At 47.0% G+C, this 13,075-nt stretch carries 13 protein-coding genes and 1 riboswitch; of the genes, 6 read left to right on the top strand and 7 right to left on the bottom strand.

All coding sequences use genetic code 11. The features are described from left to right. Nucleotides 1-202: 202 nt before the first annotated feature. The 4 genes from moaE to moaA form a co-directional block, all read right to left on the bottom strand. Nucleotides 203-652, bottom strand: coding sequence for a molybdopterin synthase catalytic subunit MoaE (gene moaE / locus L4D79_RS20015; RefSeq protein ID WP_428653605.1), 450 nt, complete (start codon nucleotides 650-652; stop codon nucleotides 203-205). A 2-nt stretch (nucleotides 653-654) separates the two neighbouring features. Then, on the bottom strand, nucleotides 655-900 hold the full coding sequence (gene moaD, locus L4D79_RS20010) for a molybdopterin synthase sulfur carrier subunit (RefSeq protein ID WP_428653603.1): 246 nt from the start codon (nucleotides 898-900) through the stop codon (nucleotides 655-657). Beyond that, nucleotides 897-1,376 (bottom strand): cyclic pyranopterin monophosphate synthase MoaC, encoded by a 480-nt coding sequence (moaC, locus tag L4D79_RS20005; RefSeq protein ID WP_428653601.1) that lies wholly within the window; start codon nucleotides 1,374-1,376, stop codon nucleotides 897-899. Before moaC ends, moaD begins: the two co-directional genes overlap by 4 nt. A gap of 40 nt (nucleotides 1,377-1,416) precedes the next feature. After that, nucleotides 1,417-2,406, bottom strand: coding sequence for a GTP 3',8-cyclase MoaA (moaA, locus tag L4D79_RS20000; protein WP_428653599.1), 990 nt, complete (start codon nucleotides 2,404-2,406; stop codon nucleotides 1,417-1,419). Beyond that, nucleotides 2,395-2,537: riboswitch (molybdenum cofactor riboswitch) on the bottom strand. (Overlaps the previous gene by 12 nt.) 179 nt (nucleotides 2,538-2,716) lie before the next feature. Here moaA and L4D79_RS19995 point away from each other — a divergent pair. The 3 genes from L4D79_RS19995 (at nucleotide 2,717) to yvcK (ending at nucleotide 4,765) form a co-directional block, all read left to right on the top strand. Continuing rightward, nucleotides 2,717-2,944 (top strand): hypothetical protein, encoded by a 228-nt coding sequence (locus L4D79_RS19995; protein ID WP_428653597.1) that lies wholly within the window; start codon nucleotides 2,717-2,719, stop codon nucleotides 2,942-2,944. A gap of 153 nt (nucleotides 2,945-3,097) precedes the next feature. Next, nucleotides 3,098-3,673, top strand: a complete 576-nt coding sequence (locus L4D79_RS19990) for an LON peptidase substrate-binding domain-containing protein (RefSeq protein WP_428653595.1) — start codon at nucleotides 3,098-3,100, stop codon at nucleotides 3,671-3,673. A gap of 261 nt (nucleotides 3,674-3,934) precedes the next feature. Continuing rightward, nucleotides 3,935-4,765, top strand: a complete 831-nt coding sequence (gene yvcK / locus L4D79_RS19985) for a uridine diphosphate-N-acetylglucosamine-binding protein YvcK (protein ID WP_428653626.1) — start codon at nucleotides 3,935-3,937, stop codon at nucleotides 4,763-4,765. On the opposite strand, the gene L4D79_RS19980 is transcribed toward yvcK, so the two are convergent. The 3 genes from L4D79_RS19980 to uvrB form a co-directional block, all read right to left on the bottom strand. Further along, complete coding sequence (locus L4D79_RS19980) at nucleotides 4,727-5,086, bottom strand: Hpt domain-containing protein (protein ID WP_428653593.1); 360 nt, start codon at nucleotides 5,084-5,086, stop codon at nucleotides 4,727-4,729. The two genes, yvcK and L4D79_RS19980, sit on opposite strands and share 39 nt — an antisense overlap. 18 nt (nucleotides 5,087-5,104) lie before the next feature. Beyond that, complete coding sequence (luxO, locus tag L4D79_RS19975; RefSeq protein ID WP_428653591.1) at nucleotides 5,105-6,547, bottom strand: quorum-sensing sigma-54 dependent transcriptional regulator LuxO; 1,443 nt, start codon at nucleotides 6,545-6,547, stop codon at nucleotides 5,105-5,107. Nucleotides 6,548-6,943: 396 nt separating this feature from the next. Next, nucleotides 6,944-8,980, bottom strand: a complete 2,037-nt coding sequence (gene uvrB, locus L4D79_RS19970) for an excinuclease ABC subunit UvrB (RefSeq protein WP_428653589.1) — start codon at nucleotides 8,978-8,980, stop codon at nucleotides 6,944-6,946. Nucleotides 8,981-9,400: 420 nt separating this feature from the next. Here uvrB and ushA point away from each other — a divergent pair, with 420 nt between their 5' ends. From ushA to rsxB, 3 genes are all read left to right on the top strand, one after another. Next, complete coding sequence (gene ushA, locus L4D79_RS19965) at nucleotides 9,401-11,095, top strand: bifunctional UDP-sugar hydrolase/5'-nucleotidase UshA (protein WP_428653587.1); 1,695 nt, start codon at nucleotides 9,401-9,403, stop codon at nucleotides 11,093-11,095. A gap of 814 nt (nucleotides 11,096-11,909) precedes the next feature. Continuing rightward, on the top strand, nucleotides 11,910-12,491 hold the full coding sequence (gene rsxA, locus L4D79_RS19960) for an electron transport complex subunit RsxA (RefSeq protein ID WP_039456871.1): 582 nt from the start codon (nucleotides 11,910-11,912) through the stop codon (nucleotides 12,489-12,491). A 1-nt stretch (nucleotide 12,492) separates the two neighbouring features. Continuing rightward, the gene (rsxB, locus tag L4D79_RS19955) at nucleotides 12,493-13,074 is read left to right on the top strand and encodes an electron transport complex subunit RsxB (protein ID WP_428653585.1); all 582 of its coding nucleotides are present in this window, start codon (nucleotides 12,493-12,495) and stop codon (nucleotides 13,072-13,074) included. Nucleotide 13,075: the final 1 nt, after the last annotated feature.

Raw genomic sequence — 13,075 nt, 5'->3', positions numbered from 1 at the left:
GCGATGAGCGATGAGCGATGAGCGATGAGCGATGAGCGATGAGCGATGAGCGATGAGCGATGAGCGATGAGCGATGAGCGATGAGCGATGAGCGATGAGCGATGAGCGATGAGCGATGAGCGATGAGCGATGAGCGATGAGCGATGAGCGATGAGCGATGAGACTTTGCACCGGGAAGTTTACCGGTGCAAGACAATATCTCTTATTTTTGTTGCCAGCGATCGGCGGCGCTGGTATCCGTTTCGCGGGCATCTACCCAACGAGATTCGTCAGGTGTTTGCTCTTTCTTCCAGAACGGCGCGCGGGTTTTTAGGAAATCCATAATAAACTCGCAGGCTTCAAATGCCGCCCCACGGTGGGCGCTGGTCACGCCAACGAACACGATTTGATCACCCAATGCAAGGTCACCAACACGGTGGATAACGCGAGTTTTCAGCAAAGGCCAACGCTCATAAGCTTGCTCTACGATGGCAGCCAGGGACTTTTCGGTCATCCCCGGATAATGCTCCAGCGACAGCCCTGTGACAGCATCACCTTGATTGAAGTCACGTACTTTGCCGACAAACGTTACTACCGCGCCGGCATCTGTCCCTTGTGCAAGTTGCTCATATTCATCAGCAACAGAAAAATCGTCGAACTGAACAGAAATCATAACTAGCCCCCTGTTACGGGTGGGAAGAAGGCGACTTCATCGCCATCTTTTATTTCACTTTCCAGCGAACTGATTGTCTGGTTAATCGCCACCAGCAGCTTGCCCTGCTCTAATGCCAACGGCCACTTATCGCCTTTCGTAACTAGGTATTGGCGTAAAGCTTCAGCAGTAGTAAATTCAGCCGCAACTTCTAGGCGGTCAACACCGACAAGCTCTTTAACCTGCGCGAAAAATAGTACGTTAATCATGATTCCACCTTGAAATGCCCAGATTTGCCGCCGGTTTTTTCTAGCAGGCGAACTTGTCCAATTACCATGTCCTTTTGGACAGCCTTGCACATGTCATAAATGGTCAATGCCGCAACAGAGGCTGCCGTCAGTGCTTCCATTTCCACACCGGTTTTACCAGCCAGCTTACAACAAGACTCAATGCGAACCATGTTTTCTGCTTCAATCGCTTCCAACTGCACTTCGACTTTCGACAGCAGCAAAGGGTGGCAAAGTGGGATCAGATCCCATGTTCTTTTCGCAGCCTGAATACCGGCAATACGGGCAGTGGCGAATACATCGCCTTTGTGGTGCTGGCCTGAGACGATCAGCTCAAGAGTTTCCGGTGCCATATGCACAAACGCTTCGGCACGCGCTTCTCGGACCGTGTCATTCTTTGCTGACACGTCAACCATGTTTGCTTCACCTGAAGCATTAATATGCGTAAATTGGTTCATCCGTCTGTCCCAAAAAAAAGAAAATTTTAAAAGGTGGCGATCAGCCACCAATAGAGGCAAGGTTTGGCGTCATACCGGTGTTGCCATCATCAAGAAAGTGACTGACTGCTTTTTCTGCCAAGCCAGCTTGGATACGGGCGATCAGCTCATCACGTTGTTCATCCCGCTGAAGCAGGTCGCGCAAATCCACACCGTGATCACCGAATAGGCACAGATGCAGTTTGCCCAAAGCAGAAATACGCAGACGGTTACAGCTCTTACAGAAGTCTTTCTCATAAGGCATGATCAGGCCGATCTCACCCTTGTAATCAGGATGACAAAATACTTGCGCCGGACCGTCATTGTTGCTTTTCAGCTTCAATATCCAGCCATTGGCAATCAGGTAATTGCGGATGCTGACACCGGAGACATGGTGATTATTGAACAAGTCATCCATTTCACCGGTCTGCATCAGTTCGATGAAGCGCAGCTGGATTGGCCGAGTCTTGATCCAATCAAGGAACTGCGGCAGCTGCTGGGAATTGAGGTCTTTTAGCAGTACGGTATTGACCTTGACTTGCTCAAAGCCAGCATCAAACGCCGCATCAATGCCTTCCATGACCTGATTAAACATGTTCTCACCGGTGATCTGGTAGAACATCTTAGGGTCAAGGCTATCTACACTCACATTGATATGGGTCAGGCCGGCTTCACGCCATTCATGGACATGCTTTGCCATACGGTAGCCATTGGTCGTCGTCGCGACTTTACGGATACCCGGTTGCTCAGCAACAGTGCGGATGATGTCGGTAAAATCACGGCGCAGGCTTGGCTCACCGCCAGTAATGCGCACTTTTGACGTGCCACATTCAGCAAACGCGCCAGTCACACGCTGGATTTCATCCAGCGTTAGGAATGATGGCTTTTTCTTCTGTTGAGGATGATAGCCATCAGGCAGGCAATAAGTACATTTAAAGTTACAGACGTCTGTAACCGACAAACGCAAGTAATAGAACTTGCGATGGTGATTATCTTCAAATTGTTTCGCCACGGAACACCTTTCCAAGTACGGGAGGCCGATGCATTTCTTTATCGACCCTGGTGACAACTTGTCACTGGCTTGAGTCACATATCCCCCATGATGAGGCACTTAGTGAAAAAAGCTCGGAGCATGGCAATTGTACAGCACCGGATAAAACCAAAATGCGCACAACAGCGTATTAGTTATAAAAATATCAGAGGAATCGCCATACAGGCAAACTCTCAGTTTTTTTCGTGCAGCATTCTACCTTTCAGTAGATTTCACGACAATACTACTAAAGGGAATACCCGTAAATTTTCTTACTAAAAGTGAGGATATTATGTCCAATATTATTGAATCAGCGACAGTCGATGATGTTGCCCTCTACTTACAGCGTGAAGAAGGGTTAGATTCGGCTCATGCCCACGAGCAAGCCAAGCTTGTCATCAGCGGCTTTATTGATATGCAGGAGAAAGGATTAATCAAAGGCTGGTACTTTGATGAGCAGAGCCACCTTGAATTACTACCAAGCGATAATGTGATGAAAATAATTGCGAATCAAAAATAATTCGCAAAATGCAAATTGCGAATTGGTACTTTTTTGCATTTTAAAAAGATAAATAGAGTCAAACGCGCTGAAAACCGATTTTAAGCGGTATGTAATTTTGGTATCCCATTTGCAGTGTCTATTTCATCAGACAATCAGCAACCGGATTAGACTATGAAAACTTACATACCGCTACTATTCCAAAAACGCCACGTCTTACCCGGTGGACGCATCCCTCTTCGTATTGCTCCAGGGCCACAAATGGCTGCATTCAAAGCCGCCCTGCGAGAAGGTAAAAGTTTTGGTGTTTGTATGTTTGACCAAGATGAACATGGTCACCATTTCTTTCAAATTGGTACCCGTGTCACTGTCGAAGACTTTGATGTTTCGCCAAATAACGGTTGTTTAATCGTTACCGTTGCAGGACACGAAAATTTCACGATAGATCATATGGAAGAAACTGAGGAAGGCTTCTTCTGTGGTGATTGCCAGTTCATTCCACCATGGCCAGAAACTGAAGTACGCCAGGATCAGCAAATTCTGGCTGAAAAGCTCAAGCAAATGTTCAGCAAACACCCAGAGCTCGGTGACCTTCACCAGAACAAACATTTTGATAACCTTAGCTGGTTGTGTCAGCGCTGGCTGGAGCTACTTCCGGTCCCTGCCAGTGAAAAGCAAATGCTATTAAGCGCCCCTAGCTGCCTAGACACATATGATTACCTGATCAGCATTATGCAGCAGCCTCACTAACCAAGCTCACCCTTTCAACTGCCGTACTAACCACTTTGCCCTCAACATGCTTGAGGGCGTTTTTTTCATACGCTCTACGCCCACATTCCGTGACAGATATACCATCATAAGCACATAATCTGTATTCATTACGGCTAACGCGATACACTGCAAGTAATCTACTCAGTTCACATTTTTCAGCAAACGATGATAAACACGACAGTGAAAAATATTACAGATGCCAAAATTGTCGCCATCGGTGGTGGCCATGGTCTTGGCCGTATGCTCTCAGCCCTATCAGAGTTTGGCGAGAATGTAACCGGCATTGTAACCACGACCGATAACGGTGGCTCAACCGGCCGGATCCGAGCCTGCCAAGGCGGGATCGCCTGGGGGGATACACGCAACTGTATCAACCAACTTATTACTGAACCGTCTGTCGGGTCTATGATTTTTGAATACCGGTTCCGTGGCAATGGCGAGTTGAATGGTCATAACTTAGGTAACCTGATGCTAAAGGCGCTGGATAACCTTTCAGTACGCCCACTCGAAGCCATCAATTTAATCCGCGATATGCTCCGAGTAAAAACCCATATCGTGCCAATGACGGAACATCCCGCTGATTTGTCAGCGATGACAACAAGTGGGGAGATCATTTGTGGGGAAACCAATGTCGATGAATTGGCTGATGTGCCGCAGCGGCTTTATATCGAACCGGCAGTGCCAGCGACCAAGGAAGCCGTTGTCGCCATACAGCAAGCCGATATTATTTTGCTTGGCCCCGGCAGTTTCCTGACCAGCGTAATGCCGCCACTTCTGCTCAAGGAGATTGAACAGGCCCTGAAAAAATGCCAAGCCCGAATTGTGTTTGTAACAAACTTAGATAAAGAAAACGGCCCGGCAGGCATGATGGACCTACCGAAGATGCTTAATTGGTGCGAGCGTTCAATGGGAGGACGCCAGATAGATACCGTGCTTGCTGACACCCGATGTGAGGAGCTGGATGAGAAATACAACCAGCACATTGCCTCGCTCGCATCGAACAACCACCAGTGGCGACATGATCGGGAGAAGTTAAAACAGGCTATTCACCGGATTGTCATGGCTGGCTAAGCGCTTATACTCAATCGCCATGCCTTCTACCATCTGCCTGAATTCAGGCAGGTGGTCTAGAATCCACTCATCTTGTCCTTGTCTGACACGTGATTCACATTCTTGTGCCATATCAGCGAGATCATCAGCGCCAAAGCTGGCAGCACTACTCTTGATTGCATGGCTGATTTCTCGTACCTGCTTTATTGAAGGCTGTTCTGAAAGCTGTCGCTGGTACTGTACCAATTCATCGCTAAATACATTGAGGAGTAATGTCAGAGTTTCCTGCCCGACTTCATCTTCCATACGCTTGATGGTCTCAGCATTAATTGTCATTGCCATGTATCTCTCTCCCTACAACTAACCTTGTGCTTCCTGCCAGGTCTGTAATTTACGGTAAATTGTTGACGGGCTAACTTCCAACAAACCCGCAGCACGTGGAATATTGCCATCACAAGCATCGATAGCGGCCTGAATTGCGCGCTTTTCAACAATCCATAGTGGCTCAACCTGCGACTTATCTATAATGAGTGTCGCGCTGGGCTCTTGTAGAGGAAGCTCCTCCCCTATATTTCCAGCAACAACCGGTTGATGTGATGCAATTTTAACGCCACCTTGGTTAATCGGTGGAGGTACCATCTCCAGTGCGACTTCTTCACCGGAATTTAACACAACGATGTTGCGAATAACGTTTTGCAGCTCACGAACATTGCCTTGCCAGTGGTACTGCTCAAACAGTGTCTTTACTTCCGGCGAAAAACGGGTGAAATCCTTGCCTTCTTCAACTGACATCAACGCCAATAAGGCATGTGCTATCTCCATCACATCACCACCTCGCTCTCGCAGTGGTGGCAAAGTCACCGGGATGACATGTAAGCGATAATAGAGATCTTCACGGAATCGTCCCTCCTGGACTTCCAACCAAGGATTACGGTTAGTCGCACAAACAAACCGGACATCAACCGTACTGGTTTTGGAAGAGCCGACCTTTTGGTACGTACCGGTTTGGATGAATCGCAGCAATTTGCTTTGCAAATCCAAATCCATTTCACAAAGTTCGTCGAGAAAGAGCGTGCCATTATTGGCCAGTTCAACAGCACCTTGGCGATCGGTTGATGCGCCGGTAAAGGCCCCCTTCACATGGCCGAACAATTCACTCTCGATCAGCTCTTTAGGGATAGCGGCACAATTAAGTGCAACAAAAGGTTTATCATTTCTAGGGCTTGCTGCGTGAACCGCCTCAGCGCACACTTCCTTACCGGTACCACTTTCACCAGTGATGAACACCGTCGCCTTACTTGAAGCCGCTGACTCAATGACGCGGTAAACCGCCTGCATTGGCAAACTATTACCAATAAAACCTTGGTACTGAGCACCAGATTGTTTGGAAGCGGACTGAGTGGTTTCGCCCTTGGCCTTTCTATCTTCGTCTTTCAAGGCATTATTGACGGTAACCCTGAGGCGATCAGCCTCGCAGGGTTTAATGAGGAAATCTTTGGCCCCATAGCGCATGGCCTCGACCGCAACATCGATCGAACCGTGTGCCGTCATGATCACTACAGGGATGTCAGGGTTATCCCGTTTAACGACCTCAAGTACTTGCATGCCTTCCATATCGGGCAAACGCAAGTCGAGCAGAATAAGATCAGGAGTGACCTCTTTGACGAACTCCAGCGCCTCAGTCCCCGTGCCAACAATCGTCACGGCAACCCCCAAAGGATTGAGGTATGACTTATATAACGCTGCAACTGATGCTGTATCTTCAACCATCAAAATACAGCGCTGGTGTGATCTGCTTTCCATTGCCCCCTCCAAGTCCCATCAATCTTTACTAATTGTAAACAAAAGAAAAAAAACGATGTGACTTTTTCTACGTTATCGCTCAAATATAGCTGACTATAGAGCCCTTAGCATTATGAATCGCATATTGCTTTGCAAAATGCGAAATAGAGTCCACAAATAATTAATATACACGGCTAATTTTGCTGTTAAGCCCTTAAAAAAGTGCAATTAAAGAGGACTACAAAAAGTTGGCACGCATACTGCTTTAGTAAATATGACTCTTCCTGAGAGTCAACCTAGCCAACTGACGTTGTTTGTGGAATTATTTCACTAAAACAATGACGCCAACCGAACACATTATCGGTTGGCTTTTTTTTGCCTGTTATTTACCGCAACCATTTACTGGGCTACGAGCAATCAGCTGTTAGCAATAAATTGCTCTCTGTACGTGTGAATTTTATCCCTTAGCTCAGCCGCTTTTTCAAACTCCAGATTCTGGGCGGCATCGTACATCTCTTTTTCAAGCTTCAGAATTTCAGTTTCCAACTCCTGAGGCGACATAGTGGTATACGTGCCTTTCTTCTCGGCAACCTTGTGAAGCTGCGCAGCACGGTTGGCTCTATTACCCTTGCCTGGTGCCCCCAGCTCCATAATGTCAGACACTTTCGTCTCGAGCGCCTGTGGGACAATGCCGTTCTTTTCGTTATGGGCTTTCTGCTTATCACGGCGACGACTTGTTTCACCCATCGCCCGCTCCATTGAACCGGTGATCCGGTCGGCGTACAAAATAGCCCTACCTTCTAAGTTACGGGCGGCGCGGCCAATGGTCTGGATCAACGAACGCTCCGATCGCAAGAAGCCTTCCTTATCGGCATCAAGGATCGCCACCAGCGACACTTCCGGCATGTCTAGCCCCTCACGCAGTAAGTTGATCCCCACCAGTACATCGAACTCGCCCAAGCGCAAGTCACGAATGATCTCCACCCGCTCAACCGTATCGACATCAGAGTGTAAATAGCGCACCCTGACCCCGTGTTCAGTTAGGTATTCGGTCAGATCTTCCGCCATTCTTTTGGTCAGGGTCGTCACCAGAACCCGCTCTTGCTTAGCCTCTCGGATCCGGATCTCAGACAGAAGGTCATCAACTTGCGTCGCGACCGGACGTACTTCTATCTCCGGATCCAGCAAGCCTGTTGGCCTTACAACCTGCTCTGCAATATCCTCTCCAGACTTTTCGATTTCGTACTTACCCGGGGTCGCCGAAATGTACAACGTCTGGGGGGCCAAAGACTCGAACTCTTCGAACTTCAATGGCCTGTTATCCAATGCTGAAGGAAGGCGGAAACCATACTCCACTAAATTTTCCTTGCGCGAGCGGTCTCCACGGTACATAGCTCCAATTTGCGAGACCGTGACATGGGATTCGTCGATGATCAGCAGGCCATCAGCTGGCAAGTAATCAAATAGGGTCGGTGGCGGCTCACCCTCGGCACGGCCACTGAGATAGCGGGAGTAGTTTTCGATCCCCGAGCAGAAACCCAGCTCCATCATCATTTCAATATCAAACTGGGTTCGCTGGCTAATACGTTGCTCTTCAACCAATTTATTATTTTCTAATAGCTGCTTTTTACGGCTTTCCAGCTCAACTTTGATCCCCTCAATGGCTTCAAGTACCTTCTCCCGGGGGGTCACATAGTGGGTTTTCGGATATATGGTACAGCGCGGTAAGTCACGACTTAACACCGTTCCCGTTAGGGGGTCGAAGACACTAATACACTCAACTTCATCATCAAACAGCTCAAGACGGATGGCATCTTTTTCAGATTCTGCAGGGAAGATATCAATCACTTCGCCTCGTACCCGAAATGTCCCGCGTTCGAACGCCATGTCATTACGCTTATATTGCAACTCCGCCAACCGGCGTAATATATCTCGCTGATCGAGCATATCGCCACGACGAACGTGCAGCATCATTTTCAGGTAAGAGTCAGGATCACCCAGGCCATAGATAGCCGAGACTGAAGCGATGATAATGACATCACGCCTTTCCATCATCGCCTTAGTCGCCGAGAGCCTCATTTGTTCGATATGAGCATTCACCGACGCATCTTTTTCAATAAAGGTATCCGTCGTTGGTACGTATGCTTCAGGTTGGTAGTAATCGTAATAAGAGACAAAATACTCGACGGCGTTATCCGGGAAGAACTCCTTCATCTCACCGTATAATTGCGCAGCCAATGTCTTGTTCGGCGCCAAGATCATCGTAGGACGACCAGTCTCAGCAATAACATTGGCGACGGTGAAGGTTTTACCAGTACCCGTCGCCCCCAATAGGGTCTGATGTGCCAGTCCGGCATCCAGTCCTTCAAGTAACTGATGGATAGCCGTAGGCTGATCACCAGAAGGAGAATAGCGGGAAGAAAGTGTAAAGGTTTTAGAGCTAGACTTGTCCATCATGATTCCATACTGGCTATATGATCAGTGTAAATAACATTGTGCAGCAGCTATCGAGCATGTCAATAATTAGCTCAAGGAATATACCCAAGTGACTTTAAGCTACTGGTTCAGGGTATACGCTTGAAACATCCCCCCTGCGGCCTATCCTGAATACCCTGTAATATTCTATTGCTGCCATCACAAAACTCAAAATCAAACTTAACAATCAAACACTTATAACATCACCTGTTGTTTTATCGATACTAACTACACTATTAACAGTCATTTTGGCCTACGGAGTGATCCGACCCATGTTCAACCATTTTGACCGTTGTTTTAAAGCAGTAAACCGCTACCTTTGCCTTTTTCTATGTTCATAAAAATAACCATAGAAACAGCGATTAAAGACCTAATTCAGCATACGGCAAAACTATTATCATGAAATTTATAAACAAAAAAAACTTTATTAAAAGTGCATTAACCGCATCGATTTTACTGTCATTGGCGGGCTGCTCCAGCGATGATGATGAAACGTTAAAATTCACCGTGTTACACACCAATGATAACCATGGGCGCTTCTGGCATAACGCTGATGGCGAATATGGTATGGCCGCGCGAAAAACCTTAATCGACCAACTTCGTGCAGAGGTCACCGCTGAGGGTGGCGAAGTACTGTTGCTTTCTGGCGGCGATATCAATACGGGTGTGCCAGAATCTGATCTATTGGATGCCGAACCTGATTTCGTCGGTATGAGCCATATTCAGTACGATGCAATGGCTGTAGGCAACCACGAATTTGATAATCCTCGTGATGTGTTGGAAAAACAACGCGCATGGGCCTCTTTCCCGATGTTGTCTGCCAACATTTACGAAAAAGACAGTGGCGAACGTTTATTCAAACCCTATGAAATATTTGATGTAAATGGCGTAAAAGTGGCGGTGATCGGCCTAACAACAGAAGATACCGGCCGGATCGGTAACCCTGAATATGTCTCTGATCTCGAGTTCCGTAATACCGCAGAAGAAGCTGCAAAGGTCATTTCTGAGATTGAGGCTAATGAAACGGTTGATGTCATATTAGCAACAACCCATATGGGGCATTATCAAGATGGGGATAATGGTAGTAACGCACCTGGTGATGTCACCCTTGCTCGCTCACTCGCGGCCGGAAAACTAGATGCCATCATTGGGGGCCATTCACAAAACCCGGTATGTATGGAGCCAGGGACAAATAATTACGACACCGACTTTAAACCGGGTGATGATTGCGTACCCGATAAGCAAAACGGCACGTACATAATGCAAGCCCATGAATGGGGTAAATATGTCGGCCGAGCAGACTTTGAGCTTAACGACGGCGAGCTAACACTGGTCAGCTATGAACTCATTCCGGTCAATTTGAAAGAAGAGAATGAAAGCGGCGATAAAGTCTTTATTGGTGACGAGATCGAAAAAGACCAAGCGCTGTTCTCTATTCTTGAAGAATTCCAAAATAAAGGTGACGAGGCCCTTGGCGATATCATCGCAACCCTCAATGGCAAGCTCGAAGGTGACAGAAGCATTGTGCGCTCTCAGCAAACCAACCTTGGACGACTTATTGCTGCCGCTCAAACCGAATCAGTGCCCAATGCAGATTTCGGTATCATGAACTCAGGTGGAGTACGTGACTCAATCAATAGTGAAGGCATTACTGGCTATGAGGTTTCTTACCGAGATGTGTTAACTGTACAGCCATTCGGTAACACTGTTGGCTATGTCGAGATGACAGGTACAGAGGTAAGCGAATACCTTGGGAATGTCGCCACCAAACAGATAGAATCTGGTGCCTATGCGCAATTCTCTGGTGTTAGCATGGCGGTTGACTGTGAGGCTGGCACCGTAGACATCAACACCCTTGGCGATAAAGCCTATAGCCCTGATGATAACTACATTTTCACCATTCCAAGCTTTAATGCTAACGGGGGGGATAATTACCCAATCCTCCAATTCATCGATACCGGTAATGTTGACGCCGATGTCTTAAAACGTTTTTTTGAAAACAAACAGATAATCAATGCCTCTGATTATGAACCTCAAGGTGAAGTGATGTATCAAAACTCACTGTCTGATAAGGGCTGTCAGCTAGCACAATAACGCCCTAATACCACTCCAGTGGGCATTGCTCGCTGGAGTGGTTCTTTCTGCCCAAATAAGCATCGTTTTTCTCTTGACGATATCAGCTTTACACCGTATTATCACCGCCCACGCAGCAACCCTAGCCTGTTTACCCTCCGGTCAGTTTTACTTTTATTTATTACCTTCAAAACTGTATTTGAGAAAGCTTTCCACAACTTATCCAAGATTTGATTTATATCAATTCACAGCATAATTGTATCTACATTTCAGCTAAAGTAATCACTCTAACTTTTTCTACCAGCACATTATTCCCCTCTGCCACTCCCCCTATAACAGTGGTTTATTGCATATCCGATTTTGCTCACATTTTAACCGCAACGGCATAGAGATGAACTCAACCCCTAGTTCCCAAGGATCAATTAACACACTTATCCACAGTTTCCGTGGATAACTAAGCTAAACCCTTGTGCTGACTGGGCTGGTGGAAATCAAGCCTTTTTTAGACAGTAAAATGACTAATGCATGAAATTTCTGCGTACAAAAGATTAAGCGTGCATAAACCAACCAGCAATGAACTAGAGGTCATTTCATCCCGATTCTGACCAACCGTTCAAGTCACTCAAAAATTAACGAGCCTAACCCCCAGTGACTTCAAGTCGCTGGGTTATAAAATCATCCACTGAAATGTTAATAACACATAATCTTGCATTAACTTTGCAGCAATGAATGGCGAAAAGGTCGTCGAAGTGGAAAAACCCTGCTTCTGGGGAGTTGTTATAGGTGCAACAAAGGAAGATAATATAAAGATCTTTTGCAAATAGTATTATGCGGTATGACTGAATACCTACTCCTTCTCGTAGGTACAGTGTTGGTCAACAACTTTGTACTGGTTAAATTTTTAGGACTTTGTCCCTTCATGGGGGTTTCCAAAAAACTGGAAACAGCCATTGGGATGGGCCTTGCTACGACTTTTGTACTCACACTTGCGTCAGTGTGTGCTTACTTAGTCGAAACCTATATTCTTGTACCTCTGGGGATCCAATACCTCAGAACTCTGAGCTTTATCCTTGTGATTGCGGTCGTCGTGCAGTTCACTGAGATGGTGGTTCACAAAACAAGCCCAACCCTTTACCGCCTTCTCGGCATCTTCCTACCACTGATAACATCAAACTGTGCCGTTTTAGGTGTTGCCCTGCTCAACATCAATGAGCGCCACAACTTTATTGAATCGGTTGTGTATGGTTTCGGTGCGGCTGCTGGTTTCTCTCTGGTACTTATCCTGTTCGCTTCGATGCGTGAGCGGATTGCTGCCGCAGATGTACCCGCTCCGTTTAAAGGTGCTTCGATTGCCATGATCACAGCAGGCCTGATGTCACTTGCCTTTATGGGCTTTACTGGATTGGTGAAACTGTAACATGAGTGGATTAATCATTGCTGTGATTGCTATTGCAGCCCTGGCAGCTATTTTCGGCCTTGTTTTGGGCTTTGCCTCGATCCGATTCAAAGTCGAAGCCGATCCTATCGTCGAGCAAATTGATGCGATTTTACCGCAGACACAATGCGGCCAGTGTGGCTACCCAGGCTGTCGCCCTTATGCCGAAGCCATCGCCAATGGTGATGCCATAAACAAGTGCCCGCCTGGTGGCCAACAAGCGATCGAGAAACTGGCAGACTTGATGGGCGTTGAAGCTCAAGAGTCGGCCCATGATGCTGAGAGAAGCATCAAGAAAGTGGCCTTCATCCATGAAGACATGTGTATTGGCTGTACCAAGTGCATCCAGGCTTGCCCTGTTGATGCCATTGTCGGTGGCACTAAAGCGCTTCATACCGTCATTAAGGATGAATGTACCGGGTGTGATCTTTGTGTTGCACCTTGTCCAACCGACTGTATTGAAATGGTACCGCTAGAAACAACGACAGAAAACTGGAAGTGGGATTTAAACCAGATCCCAGTGGTAAACATTCCAGTAGATAACACTGAAAGTACGGTGAAGTAAC

The organism is Photobacterium satsumensis (assembly GCF_050336935.1).
GTDB classification, from domain to species: Bacteria; Pseudomonadota; Gammaproteobacteria; order Enterobacterales; family Vibrionaceae; genus Photobacterium; species Photobacterium satsumensis.
Note: the sequence above shows the minus strand (reverse complement) of the source record. Positions and strands in the feature narration are given on the sequence as shown.